Origin of the sequence: Massilia niabensis, from assembly GCF_042655085.1 — a bacterium.
Lineage (GTDB): Bacteria > Pseudomonadota > Gammaproteobacteria > Burkholderiales > Burkholderiaceae_D > Telluria > Telluria niabensis.
The window spans coordinates 61608-77701 of the sequence record NZ_JBHSMU010000011.1 but is presented as its reverse complement, the minus strand read 5'-3'; the positions used below and the strand labels follow the sequence as shown (position 1 = coordinate 77701).

The window sequence follows — 16094 nt, the reverse complement described above, 5'->3', positions numbered from 1 at the left end:
CCTCTCTCAGATTCTGACGCAGATGACAGGGTCGCCCGGCTTCACGCCAAGCGCCTGCTGCGCTGCCAGCGGCAGGCAGACGACGTCGGAAGTGTCGCATGGCGGGCAGGCCACGGTGATGGCGCGGAAGCGCTCGGCATTCGTCGCCACCGCATAGGTGACGAGTTTGTCGCTGTCGGCCCCGCGCGTAGTCTCGACGCGGCGGTGCTGCGAGCCGCAGAACGAGCGCAGCGAGAGTTTATGGGCCGCCAGGATCGGGCCGCCGTCGAAGATGTCGACATATTCGTCCGCCTCGAAGCCTTCTTGCGTCAGCAGGTTGAAGGCCAGCTGGCCGCTCGGGTGGATCTGCCCCATCGCCGCCTGGGCGTCGCCAGGCAGCAGCGGCACATAAACCGGATAGTGCGGCATCAGCTCGACGATCATGGTGCGGTTGCGCGCGCCGCCGACGACGCGTTCGGCCTCCAAAAAATCCATCTTGAAGAACTTGCGGCCCAGCGCGTTCCAAAACGGCGATTGGCCGTCGTTATCGGTGACGCCGGCGAGCGGCACGAAGAAGCGGTCGCCGAAGCGCTTCGGCGCCAGCACCGCGTACAGCAGGCGCGCGCGCGACAGCAGCGCGGCCTCGATGCCGGCGTGCTCGCGGTCGCGCAGGTGGAAGCCCGAGAGCTGCGAGCAGGCGGTCAGTTCCGAACAGAGCGTCAGCGCATGCACGCTGTGGCAGATGTTCAGGTCGCGCGAGACCTGCTGGATGACGTCGTTGCGGAACGCGAAATAGGTGCCGTTCGAGCCGGCCGAGGCGTGCACGGCGGCGGTACCGACAACGTCACCTGTCGCCGTCTCTTCCAGCACGAACAGGTAGGACTCTTCGCTCGGAATGTCCACCTGCGCCGCAAAGGAAGCGATCGAGCGCTCGATGAAAGCGGCGATGGTATCGCGCGTGCGCGGCAGCGTATGCACGCCGGGCGTCATCACGGCGGCCAGGCTTTCCAGGGCGTCGATGTCCCTCAGTTCTACCGGACGGACTACATACATATGGACTCACTCCCAATCACTGCGCTGCGGACGAACCGCGGCCCGCGTCGCTGCGCGGGCCGGGTGGTATAAAAGCGGGCAGCGTCAGGCGGCGGCCAGGAATTCCGCGACCGCGGCGCGCAGGATGCGGTCCGCTTCCATGATCTGCTCGTCGGTGACGATCAGCGCCGGCGCAAAGCGGATCACGTCCGGGCCGGCGATCAGCAGCATCAGGCCCATCTTCTCGGCGATCTTGGTAACGTCCTTGGCGCGGCCCTTGAAGCCTTCGGCCAGCGGCAGGCCGATCAAGAGGCCCTGACCGCGCGCCTTGCCAAACAGCTGCGGGAACTCGGCAGTGAGCTTTTCCAGATTGGCGAAGATCTTCGCGCTCGCTTCGTTGACGCGTGCCAGGAAGGCCGGCTGGTTGATCATCTCGACCACGTTCAGCGCGACGGTGGCCGCCAGCGGGTTGCCGCCGTAGGTGGTGCCGTGCGAGCCGACGTTCAGGTGCTGGGCGATCTCCTCGGTGGTGAGCATGGCGCCGATCGGGTAGCCGTTACCGAGCGCCTTGGCGCTGGTGAGGACATCCGGGATGACTGAGGTGTTCATGTACGCATAGAAGGCGCCGGTGCGGCCCACGCCCGACTGCACTTCGTCGAAGATCAGCAGCGCGCCGGTCTTGTCGCACAGTTCGCGCAGCGCGACCAGGAAGTCATGGTCGCCCGGGATGACGCCGCCCTCGCCCTGGATCGGCTCGACGATCACGGCCGCGACGTCATCGAGGATGGCGGCGCGCGCCGCTTCGATGTCGTTGTACGGGATGTGGTTGATTTCCTGCGGCAGCGGCTCGAAGCCTTCGGTGTACTTCGGCTGGCCGCCGACCGACACGGTGAACAGCGTGCGGCCGTGGAACGACGACAGGCAGGAAACGATGCGCGACTTGTGCGCGCCGAATTTCGTGTGCGCGTACTTGCGGGCCAGTTTCAGGGCCGCTTCGTTCGCTTCCGCGCCCGAGTTGGCGAAGAAGGCGCGGTCGGCGAAGGTCGCTTCGACCAGGGCCGAACCCAGGCGCAACACCGGCTCGTTGGTGTAGCCGTTACCGAGGTGCCACAGGGTGTTGATCTGCTTCGTCATCGCGTCGACCAGCACCGGGTGGCAGTGCCCGAGGCTCGAGACGGCGATGCCCGAGGTGAAGTCGAGGTAACGCTTGCCTTCCTGGTCCCACACATCCAGCCCCGCCGCGCGCACCGGCACCATCGCAGCCGGGGCGTAGGTCGGGACGAGGACTTCGTCGAAGGTCTGCCGAGTGACAGGCCGCGTTGTGACACCCGAATCGAGCTTTGCATTCATGACTTTTTCCTCATCCACGTTGGTGACTGGCGCGCCAAGGGACGGGCGCCGAACCTGATCATTATAGGAAGACGGGGTGGCAAGTTCTTGCAGAAGTGCGACGGGGATTTTCATTTTTGGCCGGAGTACTGCAAGGTAAGCGATCTTGTGCCGACGAAGGCTCTGCAACATTAGCCACGATACCGACACGCGCGGTATGGGTTACTTGTATGGCAGACAATCATTCCCGTACACTAAGCAGCACGGACGTCCGTATACGGACTCCTCCTCGTTTGTAAACAATCCGTATTTTGGCCGTGAGGTGCGACTGCTTACGTATATGCGGTCTCGTACTGCTACACCTGTTCCAGGCGCTGGACCCTGATGGGCTATTCGCGCGCTGACTCCCTATCACTTTGACGGGCTTAAAAGCCTCAGACGTTTGCGGGTTCTGTCAGCGCCGGTTTGACCTGTTGGCCATCATGCGGCTTGTTGCTTCGGCATCGTTGACGTCGTTCTTGTTGCTCTTGACGTAGGGTTTAACGAACTGCGGGGCGACGAGCTTGACCGTATAGCCTCGAGCCTGCAGCAACCGGGCCAGTGATGCGCGCTACTGCACGCTTCCATGCCGATCTCGCAGCCCGGCTCAATTCGGTCGAGCATTGCCTTGATCCAGTCGCCCCGAACGAGCTTGCGTCGCCATATCGCCTTCTCAGACCGGTCAACACCGTGAATCCGAAAGACATTCTTTGCCAAGTCGATCCCAACGCGGATAAGCTTCATGACGGACTCCTTCTTTTCAAGCCGGTCGTGGCTCGCAGGGTCGCATTGGCTATAATCGACGTTGCAATAGTGCCTCTCGAGTGCCGAAAACCGGGACTATTCAGAGCACGAAGTCCAGGATGTTCATGCCGAGAGTTAATGATTTCGGCATGGGCCGAACGTAATTAGCTACATCCTCAAGAGGCTCTGTGTCGACCCCATCTCAACATCACCAACATGATGCGTTCCGCCCGGCAGAGTCTGCCGGCCCGGAAGGAGGATGGCGTGCGCATGTCCACGAAATCATTTTTGGGATCGAAACGCCGGCGGGACGTGCGTTTGACATCGGCCTGGTTGTTGCAATCCTGCTCAGCATCCTGGTAGTCGTACTTGAGAGCGTACCGGCAATTGGTGGCCCGCACGCTGATCTGATGAATGGCTTGGAGTGGTTCTTCACGTTGCTGTTCACGATCGAGTACGCGGTGAGGCTCGCGACTGTGCGGCATCCACTACGCTATGCGCTCAGTTTCTATGGCCTTATCGACCTTATATCGCTGCTACCGACCTATGTTTCGCTGCTGATTCCAGGAACAGAGGCACTGCTTGACATCCGCATCCTGCGCTTGCTGCGTGTGCTGAGGATTTTCAAGCTCTCTCGGTATTTCGAGGAATTTACGCGCCTGGGTGAAGCACTGGCAGCGAGCCGACGAAAGATTATGGTTTTTCTGGCCGTGGTCTTAATGGCCGTGCTCATCCTCGGTACCGTAATGTACGTGGTCGAAGGACCGGAAAACGGCTACACCAGTATTCCGGCAGCGATGTACTGGGCCATCGTCACCATGACTACCGTCGGTTATGGGGACATCACCCCCAAGACCGCGCTAGGCCAAGCAATTGCCTCGTTTATGATGCTGCTCGGCTGGGGCATCCTTGCAGTACCAACCGGCATCGTGACCGCCGAGATGACGGCGCAACGGAGCGGACGACGAACCCCACTTCGGTCAACGTTGCGCTGCGGTCACTGCGGGAGTGGCGGACACGAAGTCAGTTCACGCTATTGCAGGAACTGCGGCACTGCCTTGCCTGAACCGGCCAGGAGCACCTAAGAGCACACAGCCGGGGCAAGGCCTGGCATCCGGACACGGCCTCCACTCTAGCGTCCGCGTCCGAATTGCAGGCCTGCCCCCAACACTACCGGATCAGGCCGCCTTGCGGTATTTCAAGTCAAAGCGGTCGAGCTCCATGACCTTCGTCCACGCCTTCACGAAGTCCTGCACGAAATGATCCTCGCCGTCGCGCGCAGCATAGACCTCCGACAACGCGCGCAATTGCGCGTTGCTGCCGAAAATCAGGTCAGCCAGGGTCGCGGTCCAGCGGCGCTCGCCGGTCTGGCGGTCGGTGCCCTCGAACAGGTGCGTGCTGCCCTCGACGCGCTTCCACGCCGTGCGCATGTCCAGCAGGTTGATGAAGAAGTCAGGCGTGAGCGTGCCGGCACGGGTGCTAAATACGCCGTGCTGCACGTTGCCGCTGGTCGCTCCCAATGCCCGCATGCCGCCTACCAGGGCCGTCATCTCGGGCGCGGTCAGCATCAACAGGTTGGCCTTGTCGATCATCGCATTGGCCACATTGCCGGCGCCCCTTGCGTGAATGTAGTTGCGGAACCCGTCCACGGCGGGTTCGAGGACCTCGAAGGCGTCGACGTCGGTCTGCTCCGGCGAGGCGTCCATGCGGCCGGGCCGGAAGGGCACCCGGATATCGTGGCCGGCCGCCTTGGCTGCCGCTTCCACCGCGGCGCATCCCCCCAGCACGATCAGGTCGGCCAGCGAGACGCGCTTGCCGCCACTGGCTGCGCTATTAAACTGCTCCTGGATCGCTTCCAGGCGCGCCAGCACCTCTGCCAGCTCGGCCGGATCGTTCCCTTCCCAGTCCTTTTGCGGCGCCAGGCGGATGCGGGCGCCATTGGCGCCGCCGCGCATGTCGCTGCCGCGGAATGTGGAAGCGGACGCCCAGGCTGTCTTGACGAGTTGTGGGATACTCAAGCCTGAAGCGAGCAGCTGCCCCTTCAGGACGGCGATGTCTGCCTCGTCCACGAGCGGGTGGTCCGCCTCGGGGATCGGGTCCTGCCACAGCAACTCTTCCTGCGGCACCAGCGGGCCCAGGTAGCGCAGCTTCGGACCCATGTCGCGGTGCGTCAGCTTGAACCAGGCGCGTGCGAAAGCGTCGGCGAACTGCTCCGGATTGTCCAGGAAGCGGCGCGCGATGGTTTCGTAAGCAGGATCGAAGCGCAGCGCCAGGTCGGCCGTGGTCATCATCGGCTGGTGGAATTTGCCGGGGATGTGGGCGTCGGGCACGTTGCGGCCCGCATCGCCGACAGGTTTCCATTGGTGAGCGCCTGCCGGGCTGGTCGTCAGTTCCCAGTCGAAGCCGAACAGGGTCTCGAGGTAGCTCATGTCCCAGGTCGTCGGCGTCGCAGTCCATGCCCCTTCCAGGCCGCTCGTGATGGCATGCGCGCCGATGCCGCTCTCGTACGAGTTCTTCCAGCCGAGGCCCAGTTCCTCGATATTCGCGCCTTCGGGATCGGCGTTCAGGTGGTGGCCCGGGCCGGCGCCATGGCACTTGCCGAAGGTGTGGCCGCCCGCGACCAGCGCCACGGTTTCTTCGTCGTCCATCGCCATGCGGGCAAAGGTGTCCCTGATGTCGCGTGCCGAGCCCAGGGGATCGGGCTTGCCGTTGGGGCCTTCCGGGTTCACATAGATCAGGCCCATCTGGACGGCCGCGAGCGGCTTGGCCAGCTCGCGCTCGCCGCTGTAGCGCTCGTCGCCGAGCCAGGTCGATTCCGGGCCCCAGTCGATCGGCAGCGGCTCCCAGATGTCTTCGCGGCCGCCGCCGAAGCCGAAGGTCTTGAAGCCCATGGATTCGAGTGCGACGTTACCGGCCAGGATCATCAGGTCGGCCCAGGATAGCTGTTTGCCGTACTTCTGCTTGATCGGCCAGAGCGGCCTGCGCGCCTTGTCCAGGTTGCCATTGTCCGGCCAGCTGTTCAGCGGTGCAAAACGCTGCTCGCCCGAGCGCGCACCGCCGCGGCCGTCGAAGATGCGGTAGGTGCCCGCCGAATGCCAGGCCATGCGGATGAAGAAGGGACCGTAGTGGCCATAGTCGGCTGGCCACCAGTCCTGCGAATCGGTCATGAGCGCATGGAGGTCGGCAATGACCGCGTCGAGGTCGAGCCGCTGGAATTCGGCTCTGTAGTCGAAATCTTCCAGCATCGGATCGCCCAGGTTGGCATGCTGGTGCAGGACGGTCAGATTCAGCTGATCAGGCCACCAATGGGCGTTGGTGCGGGTCTGCTTCGGCTTGCTGCCGTGTCCCATTGGGCACTTCAGTTCATTCTCGGCGGTATTCAAATCCATCTTGTTGTCACTCATATCGATCCTATCGGCTGTGGGCTGGTGTTTGATAGAGTATGACAATTAACAACTCAAGACCAATTTGTTTTATTGATGAGCGAGATAGCCGACAAGCCGAAATCTATGTCGCGCTGTGAAGCGCTATGCCAGGCGCTGGCGCGAAACTGCTCGGTAATGAAGTCCACAAAAGCGCGTGTCTTAGCGGGCAGTAGCTTCTGGCTGGTGAAATACAGGGAGATGGCGCCGATGTCCTGATGCCAGTCGGCTTGCGTCAGCTTCGACTGCAGGGTGCCGAAGCGCGCCTGGAGCGTGACGCGCCGGCGCAGTTGCGTCAGGCCCTGAAACCGCAGCGCCGACGATGTCTGGCTTATACCTCAACGCCCACGGCAAACGAACCCATATTGGGTCACCTCGCAGGCCCGCTTGACGCATTGCACCGCGTTATACCCGTGTTCCCTGCATGCCTGGAGCGTTGCCGTCATCGTGGTGTCTCGCTTCGCCGGTCTTTCTGCCTCGGCGGCGGAGGCGCGTGCAACCTGACGCACGGGCTCACGTTTCGCTTTTTCCGTTGCCCGCTTGGCTGGCGCGTCGGTCTGCTTCTCTGCCGTTCGGCTTGGCGGTTTCGGTAACGCAGCAGCGGGCGCCTGTTTCGCAACAGGTTCAGGCTTCGGCGCCATCTGCTGCTCTACCCGGTCCGCCACCAATGGGGAGCTCTGTTCAACCTTGGCGACAGTGGACGGTTCAGGTTCCAGCATCACGAGCGGCGGCACAGTAGATACAGGACGGCTCGCGGGCACAGTGGGCGTCACACTTGGGTCACTGTCAGGCCCCGGCGTAAGCTCCCGTGGAGCGATTGCTCCCTTCACGGCATTGTCGACCTGAGGCTTTTCTCTCGCTTCATTGGCGATGAGCGCGAGCGATCCGGCGTCGTTGCGCTCCTGGTATAACCACCGGCCGCCCTGGATGAGCAGTGCACCGGACAGCACGCACGCGGCCCACAGGAGATAGCGCTTCCTGGACTGGGTCAGCCCGGTCGGGGCACGCGTGAATGGATCAGCTGCCTGTTGTGCCGGCAAGGGGGCTGTGAAGTCGAACAAAGGGTCTTGCGGCACAGTCGCATCTTGCGTCGTGTGCGGGGCAAGCGTGGCCTCGGCTTGCGGAACGGCAGGCTTATGTACAGGCTTGGCTGGAGGATCAGGAGGCTCGGGCAGAAACTTGGCTGGGGGAGTGGGAGCCTCCTGCCGAGGTGCGGCTGCAGGCGTGGCAAGCGCGTGCGGGGGCTCGACGGGCGCAATGGCAGGCTCACGCTGCTGCGTTGGATCCACCAACTGTGCCTCCAGAGCCGCGATTTCCTCGAAGACGTTTTGCAACTCCAGCGTTGCCGGTCGTTGGTCTGGCTGCTGCGTCGGGGAAATAAGCGGCTCTGCTGCAGGCTTCTGCCGCCATACGCCGAGGTCAGCGCGAGGCCTGACAGGCTGCGCCTTCCCTGCAGGCGCAAGGTTTCTCACCTGTGTGTCTGCATTCGAATTTGCGACTATTTTGGAAGGCGCAAGGGATACCGTTGTGCTTTGACCAATGTCTTCAAGCAGTTGCGTCTTCATGATGTGCTACCTACTTCTCAGTGCCGAAGGTAGAGCTTAACGCCTTTTGAAGATCGGGTTAGCACGGTTTGTAAGCAGATGTGAGCTGGCATGCCGGGACCATAGGTGGCCACTCGCGTCCACGCTGCTTTCGCGCCAGGATTGTAATCGGCGATAGATTCGGAGAGTTTCGCTGCCCGTTGGAAATGATAAGCTAGACCGGTTTATTTCTCTGCCCTAATCTGCGTCCGCCAACGTGCATCAGTTTAGTCATCATCGAATGCTTAAAAAATATATTGCTCCAATAATGGCCGCGATGCTCTGCGCTGCAGGCGCAAGTGCTCAAGAGCCTGCGAAAATCTTCGATCCGAGCAAATTAAAGGGTCCGGCAAAGGGCTCGCCAAGCGAAGTGTTAGTCCTTGGCACCCCTCACCTGGCGGATCTGCCGGCCACCTTCCAAGCTGCAAGCCTCCAAGCCCTTCATGCCCGCTTGCTCGCCTGGAAGCCTCGGATCATCGCCATCGAAGAACGCTCCGGCACGCAATGTGCCTTCATGCGTCAGTTTCCCCAGCGCTATGCGCAATCAGTGCAAAGGTATTGCTGGGATCCAGCGCCGGCGCAGACTGCCACCGGCCTCGATGTGCCGGCAGCGACCGCCGAGATCGACCGACTGCTTGCAGCCTGGCCTGCCGTCCCTGCGGCGTCGCAGCGGCGCCACCTCGCGGCTGTGTTCCTCGCCGCTGGTGAGCCGGTCTCGGCACTGGTGCAGTGGCTGCGCTTGGCAAACGCTGAGCGGCATGCCGGCAATGGCCTCAATGCTACCTTGGTCGCAACGCTCGAAAAATTGCACAACGGACAGGGTGAAGATGCCCTGATTGCCGCGCCACTGGCAGCTGCCTTGGGGCTCGAGCGCGTCTACGGCATGGACGACCATACTGCAGATGCGGGAAGCGTGCCCGATACGGACATGAAAGCGTATGGCGCAGCCATCATGAAAGCTTGGGAGAACCCCGCGTCCGCCGAAATCAGGCAAACGAATAAACACTTGCATGCCCGCCTTGCAGACGCGGAAGGTGTCATGGCCCTGTACCGCGCTCTCAACGCTCCGGCACGGGCCAAACTTGTTTACGACAGCGATTTCGGCGCGGTGCTAAATGAAGGCTCTGCGCAACAGTTCGGCCGTGGTTACGTGGCCGGCTGGGAGGTGCGCAACCTGCGCATGGCTTCCAACATCCGAGAAGTGTCTGGAACTGTTCCGGGCAGCCGGACGCTTGTCATCGTCGGTGCCGCGCACAAAGCGTATCTGGAAGCTTACCTTAACCAGATGCACGATGTGCGAATCGTCGCGCCCGATCAGGTGCTGCGCTAGAGGCACTCTAGCGTCCGTTTTGGGCCGTAAGCGGACTCAACCCTAGGTCCACAATTGGCTCAGGGCGGCTGTGGAGTTCTGTCATTTGCTTTGGATTCGGCATAGTCCATCTGTGGGATTGATCCAGCGTTGGCCTGAACTTCAACAGCCATAACTGTGTCGGGCAGTTTCGGTCGCTTGGGGTCGGAAGCGAAGGGCAGGTCCCAGCACTAGCGCCACCTATGAGGAAAAGAAAAGATCTCATGCACCGTCTGTTCGCCCTATTCCCCTTGCTGCTTGCCATGCCTATGGCCATGGCTGCCGTCCCAGTGGATATTCACCCTCCAGCCAATATACAAGCCTGTACTCATGCGAAACCATGTCCAGTAGCAATCCTAAGCCCGGGATATGGACTTTCTGGTTCGGACTACTCATTCGTCACCAACCATCTTAACAAGATGGGTTATCTGGTGGTTGCCCTGCATGACAGTGCCGGCGGCGTCATATTGGACCGGAACGCCCCGGTGTCGCCGCAAGTACAAGCAATGGCCCGGGTAGCCTCGCGGTCGATCTCCACCTTGATCGGCGAGGTCGCCGTACGCTATCCTCAGTTCGATTGGCAACGCCTGCTCCTCATCGGGCACTCGCTTGGCGGGGACAGTTCGGCTCAGTTTGCCGCTGACAACCCGAACCGCGTTTCCGGCCTGATCAGCCTCGACAGCCGGCGGGTCGCGTTGCCCCGCTCGGCTGGTATCCAGGTCCTGACAATTCGTGCCAGCGACACCACTGCGGACCCCGGTGTCCTGCCGAACGAGGAAGAGCGGAGCCGCTACAGTACCTGCGTGGTCCGCATCGAAGGCTCCCGCCACAACGATATGCAAGATGGCGGTAGCGAGCAATTAAAGGCCAGGATTACATCCGCCATCGGCACTTTCCTCGCTCCAGTGCCGTATCCGAAGTACGCCTGCGACCGGGACTCGAATCTGAATTGACAAACGTTCCACAGAGGACTGTTGGCCTGGTGTGTCCAATCTCGAAATAAGTTCGCGTGCCTAAGGTAGGTATGATTCCTGACATCCGAAACCGGCTTCTGTTTTCAATTGCGATCGCTGCTGTCGTGGCAGCGACGGCGTCTTTCGCCCCTTCCGGGGAGCGCTTTTTCGCTGCGGTCCTCACTACCCTAGGGTTAACGGCACTGCTGCTGATCCGGCCTTCCATCCCTTTGAAGAATCGGTTGCGGGAGATTCGCACATGGAATGTGGTCGCACCTATGCTTCTGTGCGCGGCAGGCGTTTTGGTAGACCCGGAAAATCTCGCGTTCTGGGGCAGGTCCTGCATATACGCGAGCGTGTTCTTCATCGGTGTCGGTACTGGGCTGTCACTCTTATCGTCCAGTAACAAAATTGATATCCGGTAGTGTCGCTTCGGGTCGTCAGCGACACTACCGAACCTCCATGCCTTACTCCGCCAACCTGCGCTGCCGCTCCTCCCGCGGCGTATTCCCAAACAAGGCCCCAAACGCCGTCGAAAAGTGCGACCCCGACGAAAACCCGCACATCAGCCCTACCTGCACGATCGAGTAATTGGTATCGATCAGCAGTTGCCGCGCCCGTTGCAGGCGCAGCTCCAGGTAGTAGCGCGACGGCAGGCTGCCGAGATATTGTTTAAATAGCCGCTCCAACTGGCGCCGCGACACTCCGGCCAGCTGGGCGACCTCGTCGGTCGAGAGCGGCTCTTCGATGTTCGCTTCCATCAGCGTCACGGCTTCCGTCAACTTCGGCTGCAGGGTGCCGAAGCGGGCCTGCAGGGCGACGCGCTGGCGCTCTTCGCGGCCACGCACGCGGTCGACGCACAGCAATTCTTTCACCGGTGCCTGCACGTTGGAGCCAAAAATGATGTCGATCAGGGTCAGCGCGAAGTCGACGGAGGCGGCGCCGCCGCAGCAGGTCAGGCGGTTGCCGTCGATCTCAAACAGGTTGGGGGTGAACACGGCCTGGTCGGCGCGGCTGTCGGCGTCGGCGTAGAGCGACCAGGGCAAGGCGGTTTTCACGCCATTCAGGGCGCCGGCCTCGGCCAGCCACAGCACGCCGGCGCCGACGCCGCCCCAGAACGGCGCGGCGCGGCAGCGTTCCACCAGGGCGCGGAAATTCGCCGGTTTCAGGCCGGCTTGCGCTTCGTCGGCGGCGAGCAGCACCAGGTGCCAGTGGCGCGGGGCGTCGCTGGTGAATTTGTCGGGGCTGCGCACGTCCACGTGCAGGCGCTCGGGACCGAGGATTTTCGCGGCCTGGCGCAGCGGTTGCACCAGGCCCGACCAGGTCAGGGCGTCCGGTTCGCCGGCATTCACGAGCAGGATGCGCAGCGGCCGTTCCTGGGCCAGGACGGACAGTTCAGCGGGCATCGTTGCGGGTCAATGAGGTCATTACGTGGGTCTGGCGCGGCGGCGCGCTGGCATTCGAAATCAATGGCTCACAATCATACCGGAGATCAACAGCCGGGCACGAGGCGTCTGCAGGCCAGCCCGGGGAGGCGCACCGACGGAACCCGTGGGAACATGCCATTGTGATCAGAAAATGTCTCGTCGATCAAAGCGCATTTGCACAATTGCAGGCGCACTAACTTCCTCACCCTAATCCTTGATCTGCGTCAGAGAGACCCATTTTCCTCCCGCCGCACCCGGATCGCATGCCTAGATTGAATCCACGCCCGACGCCCCGCTGTCGCCGAACGCGTTCCTTCACCCACTTTATTCGCAAGGGCAAGCAGGCGTGAAGGAAACGAGCCAGGAAGGAGTTCGTCATGAACCAGTTCCCCAACGACTTTCCACACACCCTGACGGGCTTTGGCGGCGACCCAAGCCTGGATCAGGCACAGCACCGGGAGCGGTGCAAGAAATGCCCGGTAATCCTTGTGCACGGTAACGCGACGAATTCTTCGGATCCGAAGTACGGCATGCAAGCCATGCGGACCTTCCTGAAGAACGCGGATTACCAGGACTGCGAGATCTGGGCCCTGGATTACCTTGGCGAACATAATACCTTGCCCGTCCTGTTCGGTCCCCATCGCAACCACATCGACGCGTTCAGGCGTTTCGTCGACGAGGTGCGCGACTACCTGGACGTGGAAAAACTCGACTTCATTGGGCACTCGCTTGGCTGCGGCATGGTCAATGGCTACCTGCGCGGGCTGCAGTCGGATGGGCAATGGAACCATGAGGACCACCGCCTCGATGCGGCCGGCACCTTTGTCGGCATCGCCGGCGCCACCTATGGCCTGGGAACGGGAATAGGCAGCGTCGATGAATTCAGGACAGGCGGCCCGTTCGAGGTCGCCTCGCACCGCTTTGGCGACGTCTCCAGCGAAGACACGCCGGCCGGGGCCAACGACCGGTCGCAGCAGATCGCTCCCGACGAAGCGTGGAAGGTCACGACCTCACTGGACGATAACCAGGTGTGCTACGTCAGCATCATCGCGCGCGAGGATTTTGTCGACCAGATGCATCCGAATACGAGCCGCCGCCATGGCGCCGACCTGAACAAGGTATTTAACGTCGGTTCGGGGACAACGGGGCATGAACGGATCATCAAGGAACAGGCCGTGTTCGATGCGTTCAAGGGCTACCTGAACCGGCAAGCGCCCGTACCGCCGGTGAGCTTCTCGGTGGACAAGGAAAGCGGCAACTATGGGGCCAACCTGCAGGTCACGCTCACGGTATCGCCTGCCGGCGCAACGGTCGATTATGCGGCACGCCGCCTGACCAGGGCGGTGCAGGCCGGTTACCTGGTCGAGACCGTAGCGGAAGCGCACGAGGGCGCGCTGTCGAACCAGCAGTCGCTGACGCTGGCGCACGACGGCGCCTGGGACGTGACCTTCACGGCCGGCAGCGGGGAACCGTTGGCGCGCACGTATGGCGTCAACGTCCTGGTCCCCGAGCTGGCTATCCTGACCGACAACGGCACGCCCTTCCAGGGCAGCCTGGAAGTCAAGACCATGACCAGCAAGGGTACGGTCTACTACAGTACCGACAAGACCGAGTGGCTCGCAAGGTCGAATCCCATCATTCACGAAACGACCACGCTGTATTTCATCGCGATCGATGCGGAAGGACTGGCCTCTCCCATCGTCTCCAGGACCTACGAGAAAAAAGCGGTGGAATTCGTCAAGGCCTCGCTGGCCGCGCACTTCATCGCGGGCCGGCTCGATGTCAGCGGCTACCTCGACCTGACACGCCAGCTTGGCGCGAATGCCGTGATCACCCTGTATTTCGTCAATGGCGAATGGGTGCGCGATCCCGACGTCACCGAGGTGGCGCTGGCGCCGCCCGACATCAGCATTTCCGACGAGGGCGGCGTCAAGGACGCACCCGTTACCGTCGCGCTGGCTGCCCACCACGCCACGGATTCGGCGCCCACCATTTATTACACGCTCGATGGTTCCCCGCCGACCCGGCGTTCGCCCTGCTTTACCTCCTCGGGCCTGATCCGGCTGGACAGCGCCGGCACCACGACGCTCACCTGCCGCGCATGCGACGCGGCCGGCCACTGGTCCGACACGGTGACCAAAACCTACACGATGGAGTGCAAGGACGGTCCACGGATCAGTTGCGACAAGCCTGGAGGCGTATATCCGGGACCAATCCATCCCATGATTTCGGTCCCCGACCAGGCCGGCTCCGGAACCGTGGTGTATTACACCGACGACGGCTCCGATCCATCCGATCCCAATAACCCGAACCGGAAATCCTTCGTAGACAAAAAACGCTTCACCATTCGCGGCAACGGCACGCACGCCATCCTCTGCTATATGAAGGACAGCGCGGGCCATGAGGCATTCCAGGCATTCGGCTGGCAGATCGACGATGACGATTATCCGGAGACGCGCATTTCCCCTTCGGCGGGCGGCAACGTCGTCGGCGAGGTCCGCATCGAACTGAAAGTTTGCGAACCCTGCGAATGGACCCGGTATACGATCGATAACGACGCCCTCGATGGCAGCGAGCCGTCGGACACGAATGGGGAAACCTATACGGCGCCGATCGTGCTCGCCCAGAACGCACGCCTGCGTTTTCGCTCGAAAAGCCTGTCGGGCAAGCTGGAACCGGTGCACACCGCCACCTTTACCGTGACGCGGCAGCCCGACCGCCTGGTGTTCGACAGCGACCCGCAGTGCACCGGCTACCTGATCGCCGAGCAAGGGGGCACCATCCTGGTCGGGACGGGGAACATGCTCCGGATCGGCGCCGTGGCGGGCAGCACGGCGGGCACCGTGCCCGCAGGCAGCGAGCAGCCCGCGCCCCATGGCGACAGCCGCGCGATCCTGCATTTCGATACCTCATCCCTGCCGGACAACGCCGGGATCCGCCATGCCTGCCTGGAAGTGGCCTTCCATGCCAAATCGGGCGATCCGTGGTCGGGCGGCAGGAACATCGAGGTGGACGTTCAACGCGGGCATTTCGGCTCCTCGCGCGCCCTGCATGCGGGCGACTGGGATGCCAGGGCGACTGCCGAGGGCGTCGCACGGATCGAGGAGTGCTCGTCCGGGACCTGCAATTCCACCGATTTTTCGCAGGCCGGCCTCGACGCCATCAACAAGACCGGCATCACGCAATGCCGCTTGAGGATGACGCCGCCCGCCAACGGTGGGAACGGCGCCTGCCTGATGCTGGAAGGAGGAACGATGGCCCGGCTGTATGTCACCCTGGCCAGCCCGGATCAGGCATCGCCGTGATTTGCCGTTGCGGCAGCAGACATCACTCGGGGGCGAGCGCGGCGGCGGGCCGGCGCTCGGCATTCCATTGGCTGATGATCACACCGGCGATCAGCAGCAAGCCGCCGAGCCAGCCGCGGGGCGTCAATGCCTCGCCCAGCCAGAGGAAGCCGAAGAAGGCGGCGGCGGCCGGCTCGAAGGCGTAGACGACGGCCGCCTCGTTGGCCGAGGTGCGCGACTGGCCCCAGGTTTGCAGCGAGATGATGGCGGCGGTGGCGATGACGCCCAGGTAGAGGAAGTTCCAGCGGTGCTGGCCGATGGCTTCCATCACTCCGCCGAGCCAGGCGCTGCGGACAGCGGCGTCGCCCGGCACTTCGCGCGCCAGCAGCCACAGCGCGGCGCACAGGGCGACGGTGCCGATCTGGGCGGCGGTGACGGTGAGCAGGCGCGTGGCGCGGCGGGTGCGCACTTCCATCACCTTGATGTAGACGCCGAAACACAGCGCGCTCATCAGGGCAAGCGAATCGCCCAGGCCCCAGGCGCCGCCGTCCCAGCACAGCGCCGCCAGGCCGGCAACCGACATCGCCAGCGCGAGCACGATGCGGCGTTCCGGCAGGCGTCCGCCCAGCACGCCCAGCAACGGCACCACCAGCACGTTCAGGCCGCAAATGAAGGCGTTGCGGTTCGAGGTGGTCAGCGCGAGGCCTTCGACCTGGAACACGAAGCAGAAGAACAGCAGGACGCCGAGGATGGCGCCGGAACGCATGTCGTCCAGCTTGCCGCGCCACAGGAAGGGCGACAGCAGCAGCGCGCCGAGGGCAAAGCGCACCAGGATGATCCATACCGCCGAGAAGTGGCCGGTCAGGTCTTTCATGGCGGGGAAGGTCGTGCCCCATACCAGGGTGACGAGCAACAGGGCGAGGATGCCGTGGAGGTGGCGGGTCATGTGAGCAA

General features: G+C 62.7%; 10 protein-coding genes and 1 pseudogene. 4 read left to right on the top strand and 7 right to left on the bottom strand.

The features are described from left to right. Nucleotides 1-6: 6 nt before the first annotated feature. The 3 genes and pseudogenes from ACFPN5_RS11630 to ACFPN5_RS11620 all read right to left on the bottom strand — a co-directional run. On the bottom strand, nt 7-1032 hold the full coding sequence (locus ACFPN5_RS11630; RefSeq protein WP_379783343.1) for an arginine N-succinyltransferase: 1026 nt from the start codon (nt 1030-1032) through the stop codon (nt 7-9). Between the two features lie 84 nt (nt 1033-1116). Continuing rightward, nucleotides 1117-2361 carry an acetylornithine/succinylornithine family transaminase gene (gene astC, locus ACFPN5_RS11625; RefSeq protein WP_379783341.1) on the bottom strand — a complete coding sequence of 415 codons (1245 nt, stop codon included), beginning with the start codon at nt 2359-2361 and terminating at the stop codon, nt 1117-1119. A gap of 472 nt (nt 2362-2833) precedes the next feature. Further along, a pseudogene (locus ACFPN5_RS11620) lies at nt 2834-3123 on the bottom strand (IS110 family transposase); the annotation flags it as partial. A gap of 188 nt (nt 3124-3311) precedes the next feature. Between ACFPN5_RS11620 and ACFPN5_RS11615 the strand changes: the two are divergent. Continuing rightward, a complete protein-coding gene (locus ACFPN5_RS11615) occupies nt 3312-4208 on the top strand; it encodes an ion transporter (protein ID WP_379783339.1) in 897 nt (298 codons plus the stop codon). A 93-nt stretch (nt 4209-4301) separates the two neighbouring features. Here ACFPN5_RS11615 and katG read toward each other — a convergent pair whose 3' ends face one another. After that, nucleotides 4302-6527 carry a catalase/peroxidase HPI gene (gene katG / locus ACFPN5_RS11610; protein ID WP_379783337.1) on the bottom strand — a complete coding sequence of 742 codons (2226 nt, stop codon included), beginning with the start codon at nt 6525-6527 and terminating at the stop codon, nt 4302-4304. A gap of 356 nt (nt 6528-6883) precedes the next feature. Beyond that, nucleotides 6884-8110, bottom strand: coding sequence for a hypothetical protein (locus ACFPN5_RS11605; RefSeq protein WP_379783335.1), 1227 nt, complete (start codon nt 8108-8110; stop codon nt 6884-6886). Between the two features lie 286 nt (nt 8111-8396). Here ACFPN5_RS11605 and ACFPN5_RS11600 point away from each other — a divergent pair, with 286 nt between their 5' ends. Beyond that, on the top strand, nt 8397-9458 hold the full coding sequence (locus tag ACFPN5_RS11600) for a DUF5694 domain-containing protein (RefSeq protein ID WP_379783333.1): 1062 nt from the start codon (nt 8397-8399) through the stop codon (nt 9456-9458). 242 nt (nt 9459-9700) lie between these two features. Next, entirely contained in the window at nt 9701-10429 is a 729-nt protein-coding gene (locus ACFPN5_RS11595) for an alpha/beta hydrolase (RefSeq protein ID WP_379783331.1), read from the top strand. Nucleotides 10430-10896: 467 nt separating this feature from the next. Here ACFPN5_RS11595 and ACFPN5_RS11590 read toward each other — a convergent pair whose 3' ends face one another. After that, nucleotides 10897-11835 carry a GlxA family transcriptional regulator gene (locus ACFPN5_RS11590; protein ID WP_379783329.1) on the bottom strand — a complete coding sequence of 313 codons (939 nt, stop codon included), beginning with the start codon at nt 11833-11835 and terminating at the stop codon, nt 10897-10899. 398 nt (nt 11836-12233) lie between these two features. Here ACFPN5_RS11590 and ACFPN5_RS11585 point away from each other — a divergent pair, with 398 nt between their 5' ends. Then, a complete protein-coding gene (locus tag ACFPN5_RS11585; RefSeq protein ID WP_379783327.1) occupies nt 12234-15161 on the top strand; it encodes an alpha/beta fold hydrolase in 2928 nt (975 codons plus the stop codon). 22 nt (nt 15162-15183) lie between these two features. On the opposite strand, the gene ACFPN5_RS11580 is transcribed toward ACFPN5_RS11585, so the two are convergent. Then, nucleotides 15184-16086 carry a DMT family transporter gene (locus ACFPN5_RS11580; RefSeq protein ID WP_379783325.1) on the bottom strand — a complete coding sequence of 301 codons (903 nt, stop codon included), beginning with the start codon at nt 16084-16086 and terminating at the stop codon, nt 15184-15186. Between the last annotated feature and the right edge of the window lie 8 nt (nt 16087-16094).